Below are 24,404 nucleotides of genomic sequence, written 5' to 3'. Positions count from 1 at the left end.
GTTTGCAGCAAACTCGGGGTCTATCGAGGGCTTTCGTTAACGTTCACTGGGTAAGTTGTCGAGGTGACCATAGACCTCGCACCGAACCCCGCGGCCTTGCGCACGGTTCCTCGACGCCTCTTTGCCGGCATCACCGCCGGGTGGTCGGCCGTTTTCGTCGGTATCGCAGCATTCCTAGTGTCGTTTGCCTGGTCCTGGCAGCCGTCGTACTGGGGTGATGAGGCGGCGAGCATCATGTCCGCCGAACGGTCGCTTCCGTCGTTGTTTCGCATGCTCGACAACGTCGACGCGGTACACGGGCTGTATTACCTCTTCCTGCATGGCTGGATTGATGTGTTCGGAGCCTCGGAAATCTCCACACGCGCGCCGAGCGCCATCGCCATCGGCATAGCGGCAGCCGGCACGGTGGTTCTGGCTCGCACCTTTGTCGCGCCGTGGGTCGCAGTCATCGGTGGACTGCTGTTTGCAATTTTGCCCCGCGTCACCTACATGGGCGCTGAGGCGAGATCAACCGCGATGGCAACGGCCATCGCGGTCTGGCTGACGGTTATGCTCGTGCGCGCCGTGCACAGCCGCACGGCCGGGCGGCGCCGGCAGGTCGCTCTCTGGCTGGGGTATGCGGTTCTGCTGGCCATCGGAATCTACGTTTTTCTCTATCTCGCCCTCCTGCTCCCCGTGCACGCGGTCGCCGTGCTGGTACTGTCGCGCCGGCATCCGTTCTGGCGCACGGCGGTGATCTGGCTGGCCGCGAGCATGCTCGGCCTGGTGCTGGCTGTGCCCATATTTCTGGCCGGGGTGGCACAGCGGGAGCAGATCGCATTCATCGGTCGACGGCCGCAGGTCACCGTATCTGAGGCGGCGGTGCTGCAATGGTTCGACACCGTACCGGTGGCGATTCTGGCGTGGGCGCTCATCCTGGTGGCCGTCATCGCGGTGTTCAGTCGCCGCTCGGGCACTCATCGATCTGCGGTCCTGCCCGATCGCGGAGGATTGACAATATTTCTGGCCTGGATGGTTATTCCCAGCGCCATTCTGCTGGTGGGCACCCACGTGGTCACACCGATGTATTCGCTGCGTTACCTCTCGCTGTGCGCCCCCGCGGTAGGCGTGGTGATGGCGGTGGGCGTGGCGGCGCTGGCCAACCACTGGATGAGGGCCGCGATCATCATCGCGCTGATCGCCGTGACTGTGCCCCCCTACGCGGTGCAGCGCGGCGACTTCGGTAAAAACGATGGCAGCGACTGGCGACAGGCCGCGAACATCATCGCCAGCCGGGCAACCCCCGGCGACGGCGTCGTGTTCGACCAGAGCGTGCGCCCCTCCCGGATTCCGCGGCTGGCCATGCACGTGTATCCCGACGCATTCGTCGGCTTGAAAGACGTGACACTGACCCGGTCGTATGCCGATACCGGCTGGCTTTGGGACGAGGTTGCACCACTGACCGACGTGCTGCCGACCGTGTCGGGCCTCAACCGGATCTGGCTGCTGCAATACTCGGGAAGTGGAGATTCGCAAAGAGAAACGGATGTCCACACGCTTTCGCTCCAGGGGTTTCACGTCGCCGAGACGACGCTGGTGAACCGCACGCTGATCATTGAAATGACGAGGTAGCCCCGTGCCCGATCTCAACACCACCCCAACCCTGGTGCTTGTGCCGACCTACAACGAGGCAGAGAACATCGGCTCGATCGTGGGTCGACTCCGTTCCAGCGTGCCGGATGCGCACGTTCTGATCGTCGACGATTCCTCTCCCGACGGCACCGGCGCACTCGCCGACGCCATCGCCAACCGGGACCCCGGCGTTCACGTGCTCCACCGCACGCAAAAGACCGGTCTCGGCGCGGCCTATCTCGAGGGTTTCAGTTGGGGCCTCAGTCGCGGCTATACCCAGCTCGTGCAGCTCGACGCCGATGGCTCACACCTGCCCGAACAGCTCGCGAGCCTGCTGGCGGCGGCCGACACGGCCGACGTGGTGATGGGGTCACGGTGGGTGCCGGGCGGGGCCATCGAAAATTGGCCCTGGCATCGGCGGGCGCTCTCCCGTGGCGGATCCTTCTATTCCCGACTGCTCCTGGGACTGCCGCAACGTGACGCCACCGGCGGCTACCGGGTGTACTCGGCCCGTGCCCTCGAGCGGATGGATCTTTCCAGCGTGGACAGCCTCGGCTATTGCTTTCAGATTGAGATGCTGTTGCACGCGGTGCGCGCTAACCTGCGCGTTGTCGAGGTACCGATCACCTTTGTCGAGCGGGTCCGCGGGTCATCCAAGATGAGTCCGCGCATCGCCGTGGAAGCGATGGCCAGGGTCACGCGCTGGGGCCTGACCGGGATGGGTATCAGCCGGGCCGGTGCTCGTGCTGCCGCCGCAGCCGCACAGGAGCCTGATTCTGATCGGATGTCGCCTCAGCCACGAGTTTGAGTCATTTTGACTATATGAGTCGTTTTGACTATATGATGGTTCCAGCAGTTAAAGTCACACAGACCTTTACGACTGGATCCCCATGCTGGAACAGAACCTGACCGAGCAGAGCCCGCTCGAACGCAGCACCGTGCGGGCGACCCTGGCCGTGTCTACCGTGATCTTCACCTTGCGCCCCGACGACGAGTCGGGCTTGAAGACCCTGTGGTTGCCGCTCGTGCGCCGCACCCGCGACCCGCACCTCGGCCTCTGGGCGTTGCCGGGGGGCTGGCTTCCGGCCGACGAAGAACTCGCCGCTGCCGCCGCCCGCACGCTGCGCGAGACGACCGACCTGTCCCCGCGCTATCTGGAGCAGCTGTACACCTTCGGCGATATCGATCGCTCCCCCGGTCTGCGGGTGGTGTCGGTCGTCTACTGGGCACTCGTGCGATCCGAGGTCGCGGAACGGGCATCCGTCGGCGAAAACGTGCGTTGGTTCGCCGCCGACCAGCTGCCCCCACTCGCTTTCGACCATAACAGCGTCGTGGAATACGCCCTCTGGCGGCTGCGCACGAAGGTGGAATACGCCCGCATTGCCCACGCCTTTCTCGGCGACACGTTCACCCTGGCCCAGCTGCGGGAGGTACACGAGGCCGTATTGCAAAAGGCGCTCGATCCGGCCAATTTTCGACGATCGATCGAGTCATCGGGCAGCCTGATCAGCACCGATCAGCATGTGGCAGGGGCGCGGCATCGGCCGGCGCGACTCTACCGCTACGACGATCGGGCCGCCGAGCACGATCCACCGGGACCGACGATGTAGCCGGCTGGTTGCCACGTTCACCCGGTTCACTTCACCCCTCTTCACTTCACCCTCCTCTTCAATCTCCAAGGAGTATGGCCATGACGATTCCCTCGGTCGAGACCACCATCCGTCTCATCAGCACCGGCTCCGCCACCGGCAGCACGTGCAGCCCCGCGCTGGCGACACCGCCGTGGGAGCTTGATGCCGGCACGCCCGGCTATGGCCCTGGATCGTCGATGGGCGACGTGATTCCGGCCGGTTCGCCGCGCCAGGGCGCACTGCCTGAGCGCTACCGCACCGCTTCACCGGAGGAACTCAGCGCCCGCATCGTCGAAGCGAAGCAGGTACTGGGCGACTCGGTGGTCATTCTCGGCCACTTCTACCAGCGCGACGAAGTGCTGCGCCACGCCGATTTCGTCGGCGATTCCTTTCAACTCGCCCAGGCCACTCAGAGCCGCCCGGACGCGGCCGCCATCGTGTTCTGCGGCGTGCACTTCATGGCCGAAACCGCCGACCTGCTCTCCGGCCCCGATCAGGCCGTCATTCTGCCCAACCTCGCCGCTGGCTGTTCCATGGCCGACATGGCCGACATCGACTCGGTCACCGAGTGTTGGGAGCAGCTCGAGGAGCTCTACGGCACCGACGCCGATGCCTCCGGCCGGGTTCCGGTGATTCCGGTCACCTACATGAACTCGTCAGCGGCGCTCAAAGGCTTCTGTGGCGAGCACGGCGGCATTGTGTGCACCTCGTCGAACGCCCAGACCGTTCTGGAGTGGGCATTCGAACGTGGCCAGCGCGTGCTGTTCTTTCCCGACCAGCACCTCGGCCGCAACACGGCCAAGGCCATGGGCGTTCCCCTCGATGCGATGCCGATGTGGAACCCGACCAAGCCGCTCGGCGGCAACACGGCAGCCGAGCTCGACACCGCCCAAGTCGTGCTCTGGCACGGGTTTTGCAGCGTGCACCGCCGCTTCACAGTGCCGCAGATCGACGCTGCCCGCGCCGAGCACCCGGGCGTGCAGGTCATCGTGCACCCGGAATGCCCCATGGCCGTCGTGGATGCGGCCGACTCGGCCGGGTCCACCGACTTCATCGCGAAAGCAATCGCTGCGGCCCCGGCCGGCACGACTTTTGCGATCGGTACGGAGATCAACCTTGTGAACCGGCTGGCCGCCCAGCATCCCGAACACGAGATCTTCTGCCTCGACCCGGTGATCTGCCCCTGCTCCACTATGTATCGCATTCACGCCGGCTACCTGGCCTGGGTGCTCGAAGCGCTCGTCGGCGGTGGCGAAGCGCCGGCGCAGGTGCTCAACCAGATCACGGTGTCGGCCGATGTGGCCGGCCACGCACGTGTGGCCCTGGAGCGCATGCTCGCAGCCCGACCACCGGTTGCGGTCGGTGCCTGAGATGGCTTCGGTCCTCGTCATCGGCAGCGGCCTCGGTGGTTTGCTGGCCGCAGTGCGGGCAGCGGATGCCGGCCACCATGTCGTGCTCGTCACCAAGTCGGTACTGCCGGAAAGCAACACCCGGTACGCCCAGGGTGGGATCGCCGCCGCCCTGTTTCGTGACGACTCGGTCGACGCCCACGTGCTCGACACCCTGCGGGCCGGTGCTGGCTTGTGCGACCCGGAGGCCGTGCGCGTGCTCTGCACAGAAGGTCCGGCGCGGGTGCGCGACCTCATTCGTTTTGGCGTGGACTTCGACCGGGACGAATCGGGCGTGGCTCGCGGGCTCGAAGCTGCGCACTCGCGCTCCCGGGTGGTACACGCCGGTGGCGACGCGACGGGAGCGGCCGTTGAAGCGGCGCTCGTGGCTACCGTGCAGCGTCGCACCACCATCGAAGTTCGAGAACACACCATGCTCGTCGACCTGCTCGTTTCAGAAAGCACGGCACACGAATCCACCGCCCACGCAGACCCAGCGCCGGGCACACGGGTGGTGCACGGCGCCCGAGTTCTCGGCCCGGACGGCGTGCAGCACAGTCTCAACGCCGACGCCGTGATCCTCGCCACCGGCGGTGCCGGGGCGCTCTACACGCACACCACGAACCCGACGGTCGCAACCGGTGACGGCGTGGCCGCGGCGTATCGCGCCGGGGCATCCGTTGCCGATCTGGAGTTTTACCAGTTCCACCCGACGGCGCTGGCCGTGCCGGGCACTCCCCTGGTCTCGGAGGCGGTGCGCGGTGAGGGGGCAGTGCTGCGCGGCGAACTCGGCGAGCGCTTCATGCTCGCCGAACACCCCGACGCCGAGCTGGCGCCGCGCGACGTCGTCGCCCGTGCCATCGCCCGCCAGATGGAACGCCAACACGGCGCCCCGGTATCACTGGACGCGACCGCGCTCGGCCGGGACCTGCTCGAAACCCGCTTTCCCACCATCACGGCAGCGTGCACGGCAGCGGGCCTCGACTGGGCCGTCGCTCCCATTCCGGTAGCCCCGGCAGCGCACTACTGGATGGGCGGCGTCGAAACGGATGTCTGGGGCCGCACCAGCCTGCCCGGGCTCTTCGCCGTCGGCGAAGTCGCTCGGACCGGCGCGCACGGCGCCAACCGGCTCGCCTCCAACTCGTTGCTCGAGGCGGCCGTGTTTGCCGACCGCGCGGTGCGCGCGCTCGGGCGTTCCGCCGCACTCGAGCCGGTCGCGACCGTCGCGCCGGTCGGAACCCCCACCCACCAGCTGGACGCACCCGTTGCGGCCACCCAGGATGACCCGAGCGCACTCGCCCAAGGACACGACCGTGCCGCGCTGCAAAACCTGATGTGGGAATTCGCCGGAGTACACCGCTCCGGCGCCGGTCTGGCCCATGCCGCCGACACCCTCGTGGGATGGATCGCGCCGGCAGCCACGAGCACCTCGGTCGCTGACCTCGAAGACCGCAACCTGCTCGACCTCGCCCGCTTGCTCGTGTCGGCGGCGCTCGCCCGGGAAGAGTCGCGCGGCGCGCACTACCGCTCGGACTTCCCTCTCACCCGTCCCGAACTGGCCCAGTCCCGCTCGCAAACCCGATACCCCGCGCTCGTTCCGGCCAAGGAGGCCATCGCATGCTGACCGATCACTCCATCAACGTAGTTGTGCAGGCGGCCCTCGACGAAGACGCACCGTGGGGCGATCTCACCTCCGCCGTGCTTATCCCCGAGAATGCCGTCGCAACGGCCACACTCCAGGCCCGCGAACCCGGCGTGTTCAGCGGTGGTGCCGTCTTTGCCGCTGCCTTCGCCCTGACCGACGCACGCATCGAGGTACGCCGTTTTATCGCCGACGGCGACCATTTCGAGATCGGAGCAACCCTCGCCGAAGTGACCGGCCCCGCCCGCGGCATCCTGCAGGCCGAGCGCATCGGCCTCAACTTCGTGCAGCGGATGAGCGGAATCGCCACCCTCACCGCGCGATACGTAGCCGAGACGGCCGGCACCACCGCCCGCATCGTCGACACCCGCAAGACCACGCCGGGGCTGCGCGCCCTGGAACGAGCAGCCGTACGCGATGGCGGTGGGCACAACCACCGGTTCAGCCTCTCCGACACCGTTATGGCCAAGGACAACCACCTTGCCGTGCTCGCGGCCGGGCCGCTCGGCCTCACCGAGGCGCTGCGAGCGGTGCGCGACCGGCTCTCCCACACCACCCATTTTGAGGTGGAGGTCGACCGGCTCGACCAGATTGAAGATGTGCTCGCGGCGGGCATCGACACGATCATGCTCGATAATTTCAGCCCCGACGACCTGCGCGCCGGGGTCACTCAGGTCGCCGGGCGTGCGATCGTCGAGGCGAGCGGCGGGGTGTCGCTCGAGACGGTTCGACGCATCGCGGCCTCCGGTGTCGACGTGATCTCGGTCGGGGCACTCACCCACAGCGCGCAGGCTCTCGATCTGGGGTTGGACGTCGCCGTACGCGTGAGCACGCCGGTCGGTTTCGCGCCTGCCCGCTGAAACGCGAAAAGACACATGATCTATCTGGACAATGCCGCGACGACCCCGGTACGCCACGAGGCGCTGGCGGCCATGTGGCCGCACCTCACCGCCAGCTTCGGTAACCCGTCGAGCCATCACCAGGTCGGTGAGGCCGCCGCGGCCGCGCTCCTGGAAGCACGGCGCAGCGTCGCCGGATCGCTGCATTGCCGCCCCGGCGAGGTCACCTTCACGAGCGGCGGTACCGAAAGCGACAACCTCGCCATCAAGGGCATCGCCCTCGGCGCCCCGCGCGGCCGTCACATCGTGACCACCCCCATCGAACACGAGGCCGTGCTCGAATCCTGCGATTACCTGCGCCGGCTGTGCGGTTTCGAGGTGACCCTGCTGCCAGTGGATGCCTCCGGCCGCGTCGACCCCGCGGAACTGGCCCGCGCTCTTCGCCCGGACAGCACGCTCGTCTCGGTGCACTACGCCAACAACGAGGTGGGCACCGTGCAGCCGGTCATGGAGTTGGCCGCCGCTGCCCACGCTGCGGGCGTACCGTTCCACACCGATGCGGTGCAGGCCGGTGGTTGGCTTGACCTGAACGTCAACGCGCTCGGTGTGGACGCGTTGAGCCTGTCGGGCCACAAGCTCGGGGCTCCCCCCGGCATCGGAGCGGTTTTTCTACGCTCTCGTCTCACGATCGAGCCCCTGCTGCACGGCGGCGGCCAGGAGCGCGGCAAACGCAGCGGCACCGAGAATGTGGCCGGAGCGGTCGCCCTGGCGGTGGCTCTGCGCTTGGCCGGCGAGGAACGCAGTGAAGCGGCCCGCCGCACGAGCGCCCTGCGTGACGAGTTCATCGGCACGGTGCTGCGCGAAACGCCCACCGCCCGACTCACCGGCGATCCGATCGACCGGTTGCCGGGCACAGCATCGTTCGTTTTTCCAGGCACGAGCGGCGAGGCCGTGCTGCTCGAGCTCGAAGCGCGCGGCATTGTCTGTTCGAGCGGATCCGCCTGCGCGGCCGGCAGCAATGAGCCCTCACACGTGCTCACCGCAATGGGGCTATCGGCCGACGTTGCGCAGACCGCCGTGCGTTTCACGCTGGGCGCTGGCACGACGGCGGCCGAAGCAGCTGAGGCAGCGGCATCCGTTGCAATCGCCGTTGCCGCGGTCGCCCGTCTCGGTGCCTGACTGCTCGGTGCTTAACACGTGGGCGCGTAACACCTCAGGCTGACCTGATAATGTCATTACAACCTGTCGACCAAACGACGAGTCAGTTGGGATGCTGAGTGAGCGCGCGAAACGAGAATCCACTGCCCATGCGATTGTTCATGGACCTCGACCGCTCCGGCCCGATTCCCCTGTATTTCCAGGTGTCCCAGCGCATCGAGACGGCGATTCTCAGCGGTGAACTTGCCCCGGGGTCACGACTGGAAAATGAAATCGCTCTGGGCGAGCGAATCGGTGTGAGCCGACCCACCGTACGACGGGCCATTCAGGAGATCGTCGACAAGGGGTTACTCGTACGTCGACGTGGGATCGGTACCCAGGTCGTGCACGGTCAGGTATCGCGCAAAGTCGAACTAACCAGCCTGTGGGACGACCTCACCAATACTCAGAAGACACCGTCAACCCGGCTCCTGGCCATGGAAACCGTGCCGGCTACGCCCCGGATTGCCGAGAAACTCGTGGTGGAGATCGGCAGCCCAACGCTCTATATTCACCGGGTGAGACTGGCCGATGACGTTCCGGTGGCGATAATGGAAAACTGGCTTCCGCAGGATTTCGTCGATCTTGCGCAGAACGATCTGGTCGAACACGGGCTCTATCAGGTGTTGCGGTCACGCGGTGTGAACATGCGCGTGGCTCGGCAGCACATCGGCGCGCGCTCTGCGAATGATCATGAAGCGGCGCTGCTGGAGATAGCGGTGAATGCCGCGCTGCTCACGATGGACCGTACCGCCTACGACAGCGCCGGACGCGCAATCGAGTGCGGGCAACACTGCTACCGCCCCGACCTGTACTCCTTCGACGTCACCATCGTTGAAAGGTAGCGGCGGTGAACTGTAGCGGCGGCTATAGCCAGTGCGGAGCCGCGTCCACGGTTCCCTGAGCTGACGTAATGCCCGAACTGCCTCGCCCGGTGGCCCAGGCTGTCAGTGCGGCCAATGAGCCCGTGACTACCCGCGCGTCGGGCGCTGTTGCATCGCCGAGCGTGAACGGAGCCGGCGTCGACACCGACAGGACCAGACCGTCCCCCGCACCGCTGGCCTGCCAGGAGGTGACCACGTCACCCAGGATGCGTCGGAGCACCGGCTCGGGCAGGGCATCGCAGCCGGCACCGGCGTTCAAGTCCACACCGTGCACCCAGAGCTCACGGATGCGCATCCAGAAGGTAGCGGATGCCGGCACGATGCGCCCCTGCCCGGCTCGCACCTGGGCCGACCAGCGTGACTCCGGCAGAGCGAGCCAGGCCGCATCGAGCGCGGCAGCGGTGTCGTGGAACAGTGCCCGCAGGTCGGCGGGGGCGAGCAGGGCGGTCGTGTCGATGTCTTGATCACGAACCTCACGCGACGGATACATCGGGTTCTCCACGCCGGTCGCCGCCCAGTTCACCAGCCTGCCGACCGCGAGCGCGTTTTGGGCCAGGTGGGCGACAACGTGACGACGAGTCCAGCCCGGCAGGAGGGAGTTACCGTCGAGGTCGGTGTCGCTAAGCCCGCGCAGCAGGCCTGACACGAAGGCCGTGGCGGCTCGGGCGTCGTTCAACTCACGTTCGAGGGATTGCTGATCCACCAGCTGCTGATCCACCAGCTGCTGATCGACCAGCTGCGGATCAAGGGGTGCTGTCGCGTCTGTGCTCATGACGGCAACGCTACGGCACTGCGACCGGGTACGACACCGCCCCGGAACCACGGGTTCCGGGGGTGATGCGCCGCGCGGTGCGGGTGGGCTGCGCGGATCAGCGGAAGTGGCGGCGGAGTACCGGCGCCCACTTGTTGCCGGGTAGATCGCTGTAGAGCGCCGCCATTCCCGTGCCGTACTTCGAAATCGTGGCCGGCCGATGTCCGTTTGCCCAGAGAATCCGGTCGACGGCGGAGGCGCGCGACCCCGACTTCGTCTCGATGATCGCCAGACGGGGCCGATCCAGTCGACGTTGCCGGGTTTGGTACCGAGGCACTGCCGAGCCGGACCGGGCCGGCTCAGTCAGGGCTGACCACGACAGGTCAGTGTCGATGGTAGCCCGGCTGGCTGACTCCGGAATGAACAGGGTGGTGCGCAGGTATCGGGTCAGCAGGGTCGGAGCCAGCTCCTGGTCCGCCGTGCCGGTGATGTCGGCCTCGTCCAGCACCGAGTCCGTGTACCGGCGCCCCTCGCTCGTGAGAGTCGACCGGTCGTCGATCGCGTAGGGCAGACGCTCCTTGACGGTCACGCCCCGGCCTCCCCGAGTCTTCACCTCGAGATAGCTTTGAGCGGAATCGACATAGGTGCGGGTGCGAATTTTGAACCGGCGCCGGCGGGGATGCGCGGCCATCATGAAGCTGGTCAATTCCGGGGTGTCGAAATAGACCGACTCATAGGCTGACGACCGCACCCCCTCAATGTCGAGAACTCGCACACCGGGATCAAGTTCGCGCAAAACCAGGTGCAGTTCGCTGCGCGGCAGCACGTACTTGCGGTCGATCCGGGTGAGCAGGCTGGCTCGCTCCGTGAGTTCCGCCAGACCGATTGTGCCGAGGCGAGCGAGGCTCACCTCCAGCGGAGTATCTACCAGCTGCGTGTCGTCGACCACGGTGCCGTCCAGCGCGGTGTCGGCAGTCATCGTGTCGTCTCCTGCAGGACTGGACTGCCGGGCGCGGCGTCGGCCGTGCCGCCAGACGTTGCGCCGGACGTGCGGTTCAGCGTTGGTGCGGTGGTGGAACGCGCAGCACTCACCTGGTAGCGCACATCCACCAGGGTGGTGTCGTTCACCAGGTCGAGTCGGCGCACATTCACTCCGTGCACGCGGGCGCCGAGCAGTCCTTCGAGGTGTGCGATCAGGGCACCCTCGTCGGCGATCGCGGCATCCAGGGCCACGGTCTGCTGCCGATAGCTGCGGAACAGCCGGGGATTGTCGCCGAAGAACACCACGACGACGATGAGGCCCATCATCGAGATCGTGAGCGCGGTGGGCACCGTGCTCAGGCCGGCAAGCAGTCCCATGGCGAGGGCCGCAAAGTAGTAGGCCACCTCGTGCTGCTCGATCTCGCTCGATCGCAGCCGGATGATCGACAGCACTCCGAACAGGCCAAGCCCCAGCCCGAGTCCGACGGTGCTGGTCGCGAGCACCTGGGCCACGGCCAATACACCGACGTTGACGACCAAATAGGCGACCACAAGGTCGCGGCGCCGGTGACGCGGGAAATACAGCCCAAACGTGAGCAGGCTAATGAAGAGCAGATCGATCAGGATGATCGTGGCCTGCAGCATGGTGTCCTCCAAAGGAACAATCGGTAATACAAGAATCGGTAGTGCAACGATCTCTATCCAGTCGGACATCGCTATGAGTGAGCTATGACCCGGTTATGAGCCGCGCACGAGTCGCGTTATCCGTGGCACGACACCGGTAGATCAGGGACACGCAGCGTGCTCGTGCGGGCCCGGGACTGTCAGTTTGAGGAGGTGAAGAACCCCGCGATGGTGTCGGCCTCGCTCTGCAGCGTGTCGGTGGCGATCAGGTCGCTCGCTTGCTCCTCCAGCAGGGCGCTCCAGCGGTCGAGAACCGCCTGGGCGTCACCGCTGTCATAGAGACTCGCCGTGAGTGCGGCCGTTGCGGTCTCGGTGAGAGCAGAGAAGGTGCTATCTGCCAGGAATCGGGTTGCCAGCACGTTGTTGCCCTCCATTCCGCCCGCGCCGGCGCCGGCGGCCTGATCGCCTAGTCCCTGACCACCTGCCGGCGGACCGCCCGCTGCCGCACCGCCGGCCGGTGGACCGCCCGCTGCCGCACCTCCGGCCGGTGGACCGCCTGCTGCCGCACCATCGCCGGCCTGACCCGCGCCAGCCTGACCCGCGCCAGCCTGACCGCCGCCAGCCTGACCGCCGCCACCGCCGGCTGCAACGTTCGCGGCGCCAAAGGACAGGTTGGCGTCCCAGGCCACCACGGTCATGAGCCCAGTCTCGCTGTCATAGCGCAGGTAGGAGTTGTTTCCCCGACCGTCGATATCGTCCGCGTTCGAGGTCAGGTCCTCCATAGCCAGATAGGTGGCGAAGGCGTCGACGTCGAGGTAGTTGCCGAGCTCCGCGCTGAACGTCGCGTCGTCGGAATTGTTGATGAAGTCCAGGAATGACGTCAACGGGGTGAGGTCGTCCTCGCCCGTCTTCTGGTCGAAGATGTCCTCATAGTCAGCGGCGTCTTCACCGCGATAGGTATAGTCACCGGTGGAATCGGCCTTGTAGGTGATGCCGTCGCTGCTGAAGGTGTCGTCATTCCAGAGGTCATCGTCGATGCTCTCCATAACGAGACGCAGCGCCTCATCCCCGCCGTTCACGCTCAACCGCACCGCGGCTGACTTCTCCGTGACGAGCCCGCTGAGTCCGATGAGCTCTAGCGCCACCGCTTCGTTGAGCGAGGATTCGGTGGTGTTACCGCGCACGATGAACTCGGTGCGGTCCTCATACGATTGACCATCAACATATTTGTCCAGCCTGATCAGCCAGGGAAGAGTCTCTGGATCATCGGTGCTGGCTGAACCGTCGCCGCTGTCGTCGGTATCGGCGCTCGCCGTGGTGTCTGAGCCGACGCCGCGCAGGCTGGAATTACCCTTGAGCCGCAGCCCCACCTGCTCGAATACGGTGCCGTCGATGGTGACCGTCGCCGAGATCCAGTCTTTGTCTCCGGTGGCGGTGTAGGCATCGAGGATGGCCTGATACTCGGCTTCATCAAAGTCGATGGTGATGGAGTGCACGAGGCTCGTGTCGTAAAAGTCCGAGCCGACCAGAGCGGCGGCCTGTTCGGAGGACAGAGCAGATGACGCGCCGGACGTGGTTGAGGAGCAGGCCGCCAGGCCGCCCAGAGCAAGAATGCCAACCAACACGGCGGCGATGGGCTTCGCAGCCGCCCTGGACCGGGCCTGACCAGGTGTGCGGGCCGGTCGGCCGAAACTATCGGTGGGTGTGGACTGACGCATGAAGTACCTTCCGGGTGGGGAAACCACAGTCCACCAAGTGCGTCTATGCGTCGGCTATGAAGCGCACAAGCATCTCCCCAGTGCCAGCCGCACGCCCGGGCGACCTCAGCGATCCGGAGAGACGCTGGTGTCGATAATGATCTCCGAGTGCAGGGTACGGTGCACGGGGCACTTGTCGGCGATCTCGCGCAGCTTCTGCCGTTGGTCGTCGTCGAGGTCGCCGTCAAAACGGATGACCCGTTCAATCCGATCCACTTGACCGGTCTCGGTTTCGCAATTGGAACAATCCTGGGCGTGGATTCGGGAGTGCCGGAGCGTCACGGTGACCTTTTCCAGCGGCCACTTCTTACGCTCGGCGTACATCCGCACGGTCATCGACGTGCACGCTCCGAGACCGGCCAGGAGATAATCATACGGTGAGGGGCCGGTGTCGGTGCCGATCGGTTCGGGTTCGTCAGCGGTGAGCCGATGTTGACCGATTAAGACGTTCTGCGCGAAGGCGCCCGTACCGCTCTCGGACACGACGACGAGTCCTTCGGCCGGGTCCGCCACCACCTCGGGAACGATCGGCTCCGGACTCGGGTCCAGCGCATAGCGGCTGGCCCAGGTTGCGAGCATCCCCGCGGCGAAGGCGGCATCGGCCGGCTTGGTCAGAAGGTGGTCGGCTCCATCGAGGGCGACGAAGGACTTGGGGTGCCGGGCTGCACCGTAGATGCGCCGCGCGTTGTCCACGTCGACGGTGGAATCGACCGGTGAGTGCATGACGAGTAGTGCCGCACCCAGATCGCGGATGCGTTCGGCTTGCGGCTGGGCGGCAATGTCATCGAGGAACTGTCGACGGATGCGGAAGGTACGACCGGCGAGTTGCACTTCTGCCTCCCCGCACGCTTCGATCTCCGCACGGCTCTCGCGCAGAAGATGGGCGAGGTGATCAGGATCGGCCGGCGCACCGATGGTGGCGACCGCCCGAACTTCAGGGATGCGGCTGGTAACGGCGAGCACGGCAGCCCCACCCAGGGAGTGCCCGATCAAGAGCGAAGGGGCCACATAGTGTTCGCGGAGAAAATCGGCCGCGTGAACCAGATCCTCAATATTTGAGCTGAAGTTGGTATTGGCAAAGTCGCCCCCCGATTGCCCCAAGCCGGTGAAATCGAAACGAAGTACCGCGATTCCAAAGTCGGTCAAGGCCCGCGAGATGCGCGCTGCCGCGAACACGTCTTTACTACAGGTGAAGCAGTGCGCGAACAAGGCATACGCCCGGGGCGTCGAGTCCGGCAGGTCCAACCGTGCCGCCAACGTCGCCCCTTGGGATCCCGTGAATTCCAGTCTCGCGCTCTGGTTGCTCATGCTTGTTCCATCCCTATCGATGTACACCTATCGACGTACACATCCTCCCTGCATGGTAGGCGCCGGCACCGGCCGAGTTCTGTGATCTCTCACACAGACGATGCATATTCTCTGGGTTATGTGTGCCAGATTACGGAACCCCGATGGGCACGCGACCTACGGTTGGTGCAGTTGAGTCGATACCGCGCATCACGAACAGGAGCAACCCTATGTACCAAGCCATTTGGAATGACACCGTGCTGGCCGAGTCGGAGGAGACTGTCCGCGTCGAGGGCAATCACTACTTCCCGCAGGAGTCGCTGAACTCCGCATACTTTTCCCGCGATTCCCTTACGTCACAGTGCCCGTGGAAAGGAACCGCGAAGTATTACACGCTTGCCGTTGACGGGCAGAAGAACGTGCAAGCAGCCTGGTACTACCCCACTCCCACACCGGCGGCAGAAAGCATCCGTAATCATGTCGCGTTCGGTAAAGGTGTGCACATCGTGAAGGTTAAAGACGACGGCGACCGCAAGGAGAATCCCTTCGTCGCCCTGTGCCACCGCATCATGAACCGCAAGTGACGCAGCCACCGGTCTCGCCCCCAGCGGCACCAGAGCTGGACTCACCCCGCACCGGCATCGCACCCACACTCCGGCGTGCCTCGCTCGAAGGGATAGCGGTGTCGAGCGCCGTGGCGCTCACCTGGGCGCTCATGGCCACGACCCACCCGACGACGACCTACCATTTTGCGCCCCTCATCACGGTCGCCGCCGCTGCGCTATACGTTCGCGCGCGTCGTGAGCGCCCTCTGACCTTTCGCCCCATGCTGAGCCTTGCGGCGGGCGGTACTCTAATCTCAATGTTCGCAACGGCCGTGCTCGAGAATGTTCAGGCCCTGCAGGGTCCGACCCTGTGGGGACCGGGCAGCGCCGTCGCGGAGACGGTGGCAGCGATCGCCATTGGCCTCCTGCTCAGCTTGACCGCGATGATCGGTCCTCGACGACGGGCAACCCACTCATAGAAGACAACCGACGACACCCCCGCCCAACGCGATGGCGCTCACCGCTGGTCACAACGACCAGCCGCGCAGCCACCGACGCTCTGCTCGACGGGCTGCGTCACGGGCAATGGCGGCCGCAAGCGTGGGCCGAGTTTCTCACCGCCGCCACCGCTCGGTCGCTGGTTCAGGCTCGACTGCGGCCTCGAGCTCTCCTGGAAACGACCGCCCTGCACCTGGTCATCGCCGTGCTGGCCGACCGGCGTGGTCGGCTCTGGGCGGTGACCAGCTGGATGATGACGGTCAGCCATCTCGGATTGCTCGAGAAACACGACGATCTGGGTCTGCCCAATCTGATCACGCTGTTTCGTGCCAATCTGCCCGCCCTCGAAAACAGATTGGGGCGAGCCGGAGCGCTACTGGCGCTCGGCACCGATCTGCTCGACGGCAAGCTCGCCAGAGCCACGCACGCCGAGACGACTTTTGGGAAGCAGGCAGACTTTCTTGCTGACACCGCTTTCTGGACCTGGTATACCGTGCGGCATGAAACAAGCCGTCGCGCCCGTGCGCTGACCTTGGCGGCCTGGGCCGCTCCGGTGGCGGGCATCACGGTGGCGAGCTTCCTTCAGGGCAGACTCGTGGAGATCCCCCGGTCACGGTGGCTTCGACCGTCAGCTGCCGTGGAAATTCTGATCGGCGCACGGGTGATCGTGCGCCTGTTTCGGTCAGTCCGATAGCAAGCGGCCACGGGGCCCCGCCCGGTTGCGTGAACGATACGGCCATTACACGCGGAGCAACGCGCGGGCCGGGAGCACAACCCGACCCTAGCTGGTCAGCAGCATGATTAAGCCCAGCACACCCAGCAGCAGCACGGAGCCGCTGATCGCGAAAATAGCAGCGATATCAGAGTGAAATTTTTCCGTCGCGATGCCCCGCACTCGCGCCGAATAGCGAATGCGCTGCGTGCCGTAAATGCCGGCGGCGATGGCGCCGGCGGCACCGACGAGAACGAGAATCCAGATACCGTAATGCGGCAACCAGCGCAGAAAAACCAGCGCGGCGACGAAGAGCGCCAGGGCCGTCCGACCCCAGGCGAGTATCGTGCGCTCGGGTTGCAGCCCGGGATCCTGATGCGTGGGCGCGGAGGATGGTCCGGACACTAACTCAGGGCGATCAAAATGATCACGACCGCCGCGCCAGCGGCAACGCCGAGGCTGAGGAGCGGAACCGTGATGGGCAGGGACAGTGGCTTTTTGTGCCGCATGCTCGACTCGACGGATACCCACCGCACGGCCGCACCGGCACTGATCAGCATTCCCAGCGCCACCAGGAACACGGCCAGCGCCTTGCGCAGCGGGTCGGGAAAGGACTCGAACGCGAATGCCTCCAGCGCCAGACCGCCGGCGAGGAAAGCCAGGGAGGTTCGAACCCAGGCCAGGAACGTGCGCTCGTTAGCCAGCGTGAACCGAGGGTCAGGCTCGTCACCACCCGGGAGAACCGTGCGCGCCAGCCAACCACGTTCTTCACTGGGCTGAGACATGCTTCTCCTGACGGGGCCGGTGTGCCCATGGTATGTCGCGACGATGCGCCGCACCAATTTGGCCATTCAGAGGTAAAACCGATAAGTCTCACTGTTTTAATCAGTTTTACAGAAACCAGTGGCACGGGCAGAGTTGCTTCCCAAGGCGTCATCGACGACGCGGATCGGAATGGCCATCGCGAATACCACATCACTGAATCCCCACGTTGTCACCCTCGGCACAGCGGGTGGCCCTCGTTGGTGGACCGGTGCCAACGCGGGCAAACGTGCTGGAATCTCCACTGCGGTCGTTGTGGGCGACGCGGTGTACCTGGTCGATGCCGGAACGGGTGTGGGCAACCAGCTGATGAAGGCCGGCTACTCCGTCGGAAATCTCCGCGGGATTTTTCTCACTCATCTGCACTCGGACCACTGCATCGACCTGGCCAGCCTAGCCATTTTCGGCCTGTTCACCCTCCGCCCTGATCAAGAACCGATCAGGATCATCGGGCCCGGAGACCGCGGCGCGCTGCCGCCCCAATCGCCACGAGCCGTAGTTGCACCCACGCCGCTCTTCCCGGAGCAGCCCACGCCGGGCACGACGGTGATGTTCGAGCACCTCATGCGCGCCTACGGTGCCGACTTGAACGACAGGGTCATTGACGCGTTGCGGCCCTCGCCGCTGGACCGCTTCATTCCCTCGGATATCCACGTTCCCGACGACATCGGTTACGATCCGAACTCCAACCCGACGCCGATCGGTATGATCCCGTTCGAAATCTATCGTGATGAATTGGTGACGGTAACGGCCACGCTGGTGCGGCATCCGCCGATCGCACCGGCTTTCGCCTTCCGCTTCGATACTGCGGAAGGATCCGTGACCATCTCCGGGGACACGGCACCCTGTGAGAATCTCGCCCGGCTCGCTCAGGGTACCGATCTGCTGCTCCACGAGGCGATCGACTTCGATTGGGTCTCCCGCGCCTACGGCAGCGTCGGAACGGAGGAAGCGCAGGCCTCCATGGACCACCACCGTCGGTCGCACACCTCCGTACCGGACGCGATCGCCATCGCCGACCGAGCAGGAGCGGCACGGCTGGCACTGCACCATCTGGTTCCCGGCACAACGCCCATATCCGTCTGGCTGTCACATGCCGATGCCTTCTCCGGCCCGTTCCTGGTCCCTGACGACCTGGATGTGATTCCATTCACCACCGTTATCCGCAAAGAAGCGGATAACTTTTCATACACGACATTGGAAATGACGTCTTCCCTATGAACACACCAGCAGCTGCGCCCGCGTCAGCCGAGGCGCAGACTCCGGAGAGCTTGACGGAGACACACTTCAACACCCCACAGATGCGTCGCATCCTCGCGTCCTCCTTCATCGGCAGCGCAATCGAGTTCTACGATTTCATCCTCTACGCCACGGCAGCCTCGCTGGTTTTCAACAAGGTCTTCTTCACCAACCTCGATCCCGCCGTGGCCCTCTTCGCCTCGTTCGCCACCCTAGCGGTGGGCTACCTGGCCCGGCCGATCGGAGGTATCGTCTTCGGTCACTTCGGCGACCAGCTCGGCCGCAAGGGGGTTTTGATCACCTCGATGCTCATGATGGGCTTGGCGACAGTCCTGATCGGACTGTTGCCGACGACGGCGCAGATAGGAATGCTCGCCCCGGCCGCTCTCATCGCACTTCGCATAGTTCAGGGCCTGGCCGTTGGCGGTGAATGGGGCGGCGCCATGTTGATGGCGCTGGAACACGCACCGAAAGAACGACGCGGATTCGCGGCCAGTTTCGCCAATATGGGCGGACCGGCCGGTGCGGTACTGGCCACCCTCGCCGTTTCCGCGGTTTCCGTCCTTCCCAACGATCAGTTCCTCAGCTGGGGCTGGCGTGTGCCGTTCCTGATCAGCATCGTGTTGATCGCCATCGGCCTCGTGATTCGGCTCAAGGTATCTGAATCACCGCTGTTTCTGGCGTTGGAGCACAAGGCCGAAGGAAAGAAGATCCCCATCATGGAGGTCCTCACCAAGTATCCGCTGAGCGTTGTCAAAGGCACCCTCGTCGGCATGAGCTCCTACACCGTTCAGGGCCTGATGACCGTCTGGGCCATCTCCTACGTCGTCGACAGTGCCGGCATGGACCGTACCGATGTGCTGAACGTCAAAGCCGTCGGCGCGGCGTTGACCGTTGTCGGCATCTGGTTTGCTGCCCGCCATTCCGACAAGCTGGGCCGTCGACCGGTCATGTTTTTCGGCATCATCGCCGGCGCGGTCATGGCGATGCCCATCATGTGGATGCTGGAACTGGGCGAATTGTGGTCGTTCGCCCTGGCGCTCTTTATCGCAAACGGCATCGTTCAGGCCGCAATCTTCGGACCGTTCGGGGCGTTTTCGGCCGAACTTTTTCCCACCCGCATTCGCTATACCGGTGCTTCTCTGGTCTATCAGCTCTCCTCGACCCTGGGCGCCGGATTCACGCCGCTGGTCATCAGTGGACTGGTGCTCGCGACCGGGGGCTCGCTTTGGCTGGCCGGTGCCGTCTGGGCGGGAACTTTCGTTCTCGCGGGGCTGTGCCTGCTGACCGTCAAGGAAGGCAAAGACCAGGACCTCACCGCGGAGGACATCTAGCCTCCACTGGTAGCACCTAGAACGGTCAGCCCTTGTGGCTGGCCGTTTCGCGTTGCTTCCTGGCCCCGGCATCGGCGCAGAAGTCGATGAATGCCCGCAGGCGTAGGCTCATACGCTCGGAATCCAGGTAGGCCACGCAAATGTCGCTGTGGCCGACGTCGTCTTCAATCTCGAGCACGGTCAGCGGGAGCGCGTCGTAGCTGACATTGACGGGTGGTCGCTGCACCAGGACCGTATATCCGAGCCCCTTGGCCACCATGCCGCGCACCGCTTCGAGGCTGCTGGACTTCCAGGCGATTTTAGGATCAAGACCCGACTGCCGCAGGTTGACCAGCTGGTTGTCCCTGACCGAGGGGATGTCCAGGGATACGAAGTCCTCGTCGGCCAACTCGGCCAGGCGGATGGACTGCCGTCCAGCCGCCCAATGACTCGACGACACCAACACGTAGGGCACACCTGCCATGACCGTCGTCCAACCGATACGCGGAATGAGATGCCGAGTGTGTGTGATCACGGCGTCGAGATAGCCGTCGAGCATCCGCTCCTGCAGTTCCCCGCCGTCACCCTCAACTAATTTCACCTCCAGCCCCGGGTTGGGCTTGACGAAACCCTGGCCGATCTCGGGAAGCCAGAAGGCCGAGAGGCCGCTGTAGCAGCCCAGGACGAGTGGTCCGACGAGGCGATCCTGACGTTCGATCACCCGGCCCTGCACTTCCTCGGAATGCCGGACCAACGCTTTGGCGTCACGCAGAAAATGCACCCCGACGGCAGTGACCACGATGCCTCGCGCTCGGTGGCGGACCACCAGCTGAGAGCCCACGATCCGCTCCAGCTCGGTGAGGGCCTGCGACATGGCCGCCTGCGAGATATGCACGGACGCAGCGGCCGCCGAAATCGAACCCTGATCGGCGACAGCCACGAAATATTGCAACTGCTTGAGCGTATAGGCGACCACCTCCCCAGCGTAAGGGACAGCCACCGCGCAACGGGGCCGGTGGAACCTGGTTCACGATGCGGCAGGGAACGAGCCGTGGCGCACCGCCGCAGGCACGAAAAAGGCCCGGAACCGAAGTTCCGGGCCTTCACTTGTTGCGGGGGCAGGATTTGAACCTACGACCTCTGGGTTATGAGCCCAGCGAGCTACCGAACTGCTCCACCCCGCGACGCTGACCACTCAAGCGGTCATCCTTCGAAAAAACCTGGTCGGATCGAACTTTCTCGATCCCGGTGTTTGCGATGGTCGTATCAGCCTAACTCACTCAGCGTGATCTCTCGACCCAGCTCGACCGTTTGCCATACCGTCGAGCGTCCTCCCGCTGGGACATCGCCGCGAGATCTATGAACCCCGATAGGGAACCCGCGATCGGATCCGTAGAACTGGAGCGACACGGGCCTGGAATACAAAAAAGGCCCGGAACCGAAGTTCCGAGCCTTTCACTTGTTGCGGGGGCAGGATTTGAACCTACGACCTCTGGGTTATGAGCCCAGCGAGCTACCGAACTGCTCCACCCCGCGCTACAAGTACAAATTTAGCACACCATCAAAGCTCGGTCGACCACTTTGGGTCGGTATCGCAAAATATTCGCCGAAAATTGCGTCTCTATTTCAAATCAAACACCATCAGGCACAACTGCCGCAAGCCCCCACCCGAGACGGATGAGGGCTTGCGGCAGATCGTGCCATGAAACTCGCGTAGGAGAACTTACTGCTGCGGTGGCCTACTCGCCGAGGAGGGCGAGCATGCTCGCAATCGTTTCGGAGAGCTTGGCGTCTGCCGTGCCGTAGTCGGCGAAGTTGCCGGCGGCGAGTGCGGTTGCCTTGTCGGCGAGTGCCGTCTTGGCGACCGCGAGCAGCGACTTGAGTTCAGCATCCGTTGCGGCATCGCCGGTGGACCCGGTCGGAACATCAGTGCCGCCGGCGGCAGCATCTGCCGCACTTCCGGCTGCAGCTGCGTCGGGTACGGCCGTGTCACCGGCTGTGGCACCCGAGTCGCCTCCGAACAGCACATCGAGGGCACCGTTCAGGGTGTCTTCGAACGCGATCTGATCGCCGAAGGCCACGAGCACCTTCTGCAGCAGCGGGTAGCTGGTCTCACCGGTGGACTTCACGTAGACGGGCTGCACGTAGAGCAGTCCGCCACCGACCGGGAGGGTGAGCAGGTTGCCGTTCAGCACCGTCGAGGATCCCTGCCGCAGCAGGTTGAGCTCGGTCGACACCGTCGGGTCGGCGTTGAAGACGTTCTGCACCTGGCCGGGGCCGGGCACCGTTCCGTCCTTGGGCAGATTGAGCAATCGGAGCTGGCCGTAGCCGTCGGCGCGCACGCCGTCTTCTGACCCGGCATCGGCATCCACGGCGAGGTAGCCGTAGAGCACGTTGCGGCTGGATTCACCAGTCGCTTCCGGCTGGAAGGTCGAGTACAGCGAGAACGAGGGCTTGTCGGCGCCGGGCACCTGCATGGTGAGGTAGTACGGGGGCTGCAGGGTCGGATTCGCCGCCGGGGAATCCGGGTCGTTCGGCGAAATCCAGGCATCGTCCTTGGAGTAGAACGAACCGGGGTCGGTCACGTGGTACTGACCGAGAATGGCGCGCTGCACCTTGAACAGGTCGGCCGGGTAGCGCACGTGGCTCATCAGGTCGCCGCTCATTTCCGTCATGGGCTTGAGTGTTGACGGGAAGATCTTCTGCCAGGTCTGCAGGATCGGTTCCGTCTCGTCCCAGGCGTAGAGGGTGACCTCACCGGTGTAGGCGTCGACGGTGGCCTTGACCGAGTTACGCATGTAGTTGATGCTGTCGAGCGCGTAGGGCTGCGCCGGCGTCTGAGTATCGGCGATCGCGTCGCTCAGGCTGACAGGAGTTGAGTACGGGTAGTTCGCTGAGGTGGTGTAACCGTCGATGATCCACTTGACCCGACCGTCAACGACCGAGGGGTAGGCGTCGGAGTCGAGCGTGAGGTACGGAGCAACCTTCTGCACGCGGGTAACGGGGTCGCGGTCGTACAGAATCTCGGATTTGTCATTGACCGAAGCGGCCAGGAAGATCTGCTCGGACTGGAACTTGAGCGCGTAAATGAGTTTCTTGAACGCGTTGTCGAGTTTCGGTCCGCCGCCGCCGGAGAACGTCGTGTAGGTCTGGCCGGCACCCTCCGTGCCCGACGGGTAGTCGAGTTCGATCGGCTTGGCATCCGCCTCAGCGCCGACGATGGAGTATTCCGGCGAGGTCTCGCCGAAGTAAATGCGCGGCTCGAAGTCACCGAGCGCACCGCTGGTCGGAATGCCCGATTCGAGGAACACCGGCTGGCCGTCGACCGAGCGCTGATTACCGTACGCGGCCACGACGCCATAACCGTGCGTGTACACGGTCTTCGAGTTGACCCAGGTATTACCGGTATTGAGACCGTCGAGGTTGAGGTCACGCACGGCGACGACGGTGTCCTGCGACGTGCCGTCGATGGTGTACCGGTCGACGTCAAGATTCTTGGGGAACTGGTAGTACTGGCGGAACTGCTCGAGCTGGCCGAACGAGTCACTGACCAGCGCCGGGTCGAGAATTCGGATGTTCGCGGTGGTCGCGGCGTCCTCGCGCAGGGCGCCGGGCTCCGCGGTGGTCTTCGCGTTGTAGGGAATCTCCTCGATGTCGGCGACGCCGTAGGCGTCCCGGGTGAGGTTGATATTGCGCTCGATATAGTCCGCCTCAAGCGACTTCGCGCTCGGCTCCACCTGGAAGCGCTCGACGACCCAGGGGTAGAGCGAACCGATCAGCAAGCTCGACACGATCAGCAGCGCGGTACCGATAACCGGCAGGCGCCAACGGCCGATAATGGCCGTGAGAATGAACAGCAGCGCGACGACGGCGGCGATGCCGGCAAGAATGGCCCGGCCGGGGATGGTCGCGTTGACGTCGGTATAACCGGCACCGGTAATCAGCGTGCCCTGGTTGGTGAGTGTGGAGTACTGGTCGAACCAGATGCTCACGGCCTGGAGCATGAGGTACAGCGCTGCGGTCACAGCGATCTGCACGCGGGCAGCCTTGGAGATGAGCACTTCACGGCCCGAGACCCGAATCGACCCGTACAGGTAACTGGTCGCGACCGCGACGAGAGCCGCAATAAGCACGACAGCGGATGCGAAGGCGAGCACAGACTTGTAGAACGGCAGGTCCATCAGGTAGAACGAGATGTCAAAGTTGAACTGCGGGTCAACGCGCCCGGTTTCGGTGCGATTGAGCCACATGAGCACGGTCTGCCAGCTGGTGGCGGCGGCCACTCCGGCAAACAGGCCGAGCAGGGCGGGGATGCCGTACATCGCGAGGCGACGGAGCGGCTCGATAACCTGCTGGTAGCGATCGAGCTGCGCGTTGAGCTTGGCGTACACCGGACGCAGTCGGTAGGCCAGCTGGATGCTCACCCAAACCGGAACGGCCATGGCGATGAACCCGATCAGGAACAACACGGTGCCGGCGATCCACTGCGTGGTGAGAACGTTCAAAAACCCGAGCTGGTCGAACCACAGCACATCGGTATACAGTCCGGCGAAAATAAAGAACAGGATCACCAGCCCCGCGATAATTGCTGCGGTAATTGCTAGCGGGGCTCGGCTGCGCCGTGGGGCGTTGTCGGCTGCTGATGAACTCACGAATTGGCCTCTTGCTCTAAGTGATCAGGGT

Annotated in this window: 22 protein-coding genes and 2 tRNA genes; 13 read left to right on the top strand and 11 right to left on the bottom strand. The window is 64.7% G+C overall.

Features of this window, described 5'->3' with window-relative positions:
* Window positions 1-63 precede the first annotated feature (63 nt).
* The 8 genes from QMK22_RS06745 (at window position 64) to QMK22_RS06710 (ending at window position 9,153) form a co-directional block, all read left to right on the top strand.
* Complete coding sequence (locus QMK22_RS06745) at window positions 64-1,611, top strand: glycosyltransferase family 39 protein (RefSeq protein WP_283496856.1); 1,548 nt, start codon at window positions 64-66, stop codon at window positions 1,609-1,611.
* Window positions 1,612-1,615: 4 nt separating this feature from the next.
* Entirely contained in the window at window positions 1,616-2,419 is an 804-nt protein-coding gene (locus QMK22_RS06740) for a polyprenol monophosphomannose synthase (RefSeq protein WP_283496855.1), read from the top strand.
* Window positions 2,420-2,501: 82 nt separating this feature from the next.
* A complete protein-coding gene (locus tag QMK22_RS06735; RefSeq protein ID WP_283496854.1) occupies window positions 2,502-3,221 on the top strand; it encodes an NUDIX hydrolase in 720 nt (239 codons plus the stop codon).
* A gap of 80 nt (window positions 3,222-3,301) precedes the next feature.
* Window positions 3,302-4,612, top strand: a complete 1,311-nt coding sequence (gene nadA, locus QMK22_RS06730; protein WP_283496853.1) for a quinolinate synthase NadA — start codon at window positions 3,302-3,304, stop codon at window positions 4,610-4,612.
* 1 nt (window position 4,613) lies between these two features.
* The gene (gene nadB / locus QMK22_RS06725) at window positions 4,614-6,254 is read left to right on the top strand and encodes an L-aspartate oxidase (RefSeq protein ID WP_283496852.1); all 1,641 of its coding nucleotides are present in this window, start codon (window positions 4,614-4,616) and stop codon (window positions 6,252-6,254) included.
* Window positions 6,248-7,132, top strand: a complete 885-nt coding sequence (nadC, locus tag QMK22_RS06720) for a carboxylating nicotinate-nucleotide diphosphorylase (RefSeq protein WP_283496851.1) — start codon at window positions 6,248-6,250, stop codon at window positions 7,130-7,132. Before nadB ends, nadC begins: the two co-directional genes overlap by 7 nt.
* 15 nt (window positions 7,133-7,147) lie before the next feature.
* Entirely contained in the window at window positions 7,148-8,290 is a 1,143-nt protein-coding gene (locus QMK22_RS06715; protein ID WP_283496850.1) for a cysteine desulfurase family protein, read from the top strand.
* Between the two features lie 128 nt (window positions 8,291-8,418).
* Window positions 8,419-9,153: a GntR family transcriptional regulator gene (locus tag QMK22_RS06710; RefSeq protein ID WP_283497109.1), complete on the top strand. Its 735-nt coding sequence runs from the start codon at window positions 8,419-8,421 to the stop codon at window positions 9,151-9,153.
* Between the two features lie 22 nt (window positions 9,154-9,175).
* Here the strand turns inward: QMK22_RS06710 and QMK22_RS06705 are convergent, their stop codons facing one another.
* The 5 genes from QMK22_RS06705 to QMK22_RS06685 form a co-directional block, all read right to left on the bottom strand.
* Entirely contained in the window at window positions 9,176-9,964 is a 789-nt protein-coding gene (locus QMK22_RS06705) for a maleylpyruvate isomerase family mycothiol-dependent enzyme (RefSeq protein ID WP_283496849.1), read from the bottom strand.
* Window positions 9,965-10,061: 97 nt separating this feature from the next.
* Window positions 10,062-10,922, bottom strand: a complete 861-nt coding sequence (locus tag QMK22_RS06700) for a polyphosphate polymerase domain-containing protein (RefSeq protein ID WP_283496848.1) — start codon at window positions 10,920-10,922, stop codon at window positions 10,062-10,064.
* The gene (locus QMK22_RS06695) at window positions 10,919-11,638 is read right to left on the bottom strand and encodes a DUF4956 domain-containing protein (RefSeq protein ID WP_502857213.1); all 720 of its coding nucleotides are present in this window, start codon (window positions 11,636-11,638) and stop codon (window positions 10,919-10,921) included. Before QMK22_RS06695 ends, QMK22_RS06700 begins: the two co-directional genes overlap by 4 nt.
* 110 nt (window positions 11,639-11,748) lie before the next feature.
* Entirely contained in the window at window positions 11,749-13,266 is a 1,518-nt protein-coding gene (locus QMK22_RS06690) for a CotH kinase family protein (RefSeq protein WP_283496847.1), read from the bottom strand.
* A gap of 105 nt (window positions 13,267-13,371) precedes the next feature.
* Complete coding sequence (locus QMK22_RS06685; RefSeq protein WP_283496846.1) at window positions 13,372-14,613, bottom strand: bifunctional alpha/beta hydrolase/OsmC family protein; 1,242 nt, start codon at window positions 14,611-14,613, stop codon at window positions 13,372-13,374.
* Between the two features lie 209 nt (window positions 14,614-14,822).
* Between QMK22_RS06685 and QMK22_RS06680 the strand changes: the two genes are divergently transcribed.
* The 3 genes from QMK22_RS06680 to QMK22_RS06670 all read left to right on the top strand — a co-directional run bounded on the left by QMK22_RS06680 (window position 14,823) and on the right by QMK22_RS06670 (window position 16,329).
* Window positions 14,823-15,176, top strand: coding sequence for a DUF427 domain-containing protein (locus QMK22_RS06680; protein WP_283496845.1), 354 nt, complete (start codon window positions 14,823-14,825; stop codon window positions 15,174-15,176).
* A complete protein-coding gene (locus QMK22_RS06675) occupies window positions 15,173-15,616 on the top strand; it encodes a hypothetical protein (RefSeq protein ID WP_283496844.1) in 444 nt (147 codons plus the stop codon). Before QMK22_RS06680 ends, QMK22_RS06675 begins: the two co-directional genes overlap by 4 nt.
* 257 nt (window positions 15,617-15,873) lie before the next feature.
* Window positions 15,874-16,329, top strand: a complete 456-nt coding sequence (locus tag QMK22_RS06670) for a CDP-alcohol phosphatidyltransferase family protein (RefSeq protein WP_283496843.1) — start codon at window positions 15,874-15,876, stop codon at window positions 16,327-16,329.
* 87 nt (window positions 16,330-16,416) lie between these two features.
* Here the strand turns inward: QMK22_RS06670 and QMK22_RS06665 are convergent, their stop codons facing one another.
* Both QMK22_RS06665 and QMK22_RS06660 read right to left on the bottom strand, forming a co-directional pair.
* Complete coding sequence (locus QMK22_RS06665; RefSeq protein ID WP_283496842.1) at window positions 16,417-16,752, bottom strand: DUF202 domain-containing protein; 336 nt, start codon at window positions 16,750-16,752, stop codon at window positions 16,417-16,419.
* Window positions 16,752-17,132 carry a YidH family protein gene (locus QMK22_RS06660; RefSeq protein ID WP_283496841.1) on the bottom strand — a complete coding sequence of 127 codons (381 nt, stop codon included), beginning with the start codon at window positions 17,130-17,132 and terminating at the stop codon, window positions 16,752-16,754. The genes QMK22_RS06665 and QMK22_RS06660 overlap by 1 nt, the downstream gene beginning before the upstream one ends.
* Window positions 17,133-17,301: 169 nt before the next feature.
* On the opposite strand from QMK22_RS06660, the gene QMK22_RS06655 reads away from it, so the two are divergent.
* Entirely contained in the window at window positions 17,302-18,390 is a 1,089-nt protein-coding gene (locus tag QMK22_RS06655; RefSeq protein ID WP_283496840.1) for an MBL fold metallo-hydrolase, read from the top strand.
* 50 nt (window positions 18,391-18,440) lie between these two features.
* Window positions 18,441-19,742 (top strand): MFS transporter, encoded by a 1,302-nt coding sequence (locus tag QMK22_RS06650; protein WP_283496839.1) that lies wholly within the window; start codon window positions 18,441-18,443, stop codon window positions 19,740-19,742.
* A 25-nt stretch (window positions 19,743-19,767) separates the two neighbouring features.
* On the opposite strand, the gene QMK22_RS06645 is transcribed toward QMK22_RS06650, so the two are convergent.
* The 4 genes from QMK22_RS06645 to QMK22_RS06630 form a co-directional block, all read right to left on the bottom strand.
* Complete coding sequence (locus QMK22_RS06645; RefSeq protein ID WP_283496838.1) at window positions 19,768-20,697, bottom strand: LysR family transcriptional regulator; 930 nt, start codon at window positions 20,695-20,697, stop codon at window positions 19,768-19,770.
* 134 nt (window positions 20,698-20,831) lie between these two features.
* Window positions 20,832-20,905: transfer RNA gene (locus tag QMK22_RS06640), tRNA-Met, on the bottom strand.
* A gap of 278 nt (window positions 20,906-21,183) precedes the next feature.
* Window positions 21,184-21,257, bottom strand: a tRNA-Met gene (locus QMK22_RS06635).
* Between the two features lie 203 nt (window positions 21,258-21,460).
* Window positions 21,461-24,373 carry a UPF0182 family membrane protein gene (locus QMK22_RS06630; protein ID WP_283496837.1) on the bottom strand — a complete coding sequence of 971 codons (2,913 nt, stop codon included), beginning with the start codon at window positions 24,371-24,373 and terminating at the stop codon, window positions 21,461-21,463.
* Window positions 24,374-24,404: the final 31 nt, after the last annotated feature.

The organism is Cryobacterium sp. PH29-G1, from assembly GCF_030063365.1.
Classification (GTDB): Bacteria; Actinomycetota; Actinomycetes; order Actinomycetales; family Microbacteriaceae; genus Cryobacterium.
This window is presented reverse-complemented; position numbering and strand designations above follow the sequence as displayed.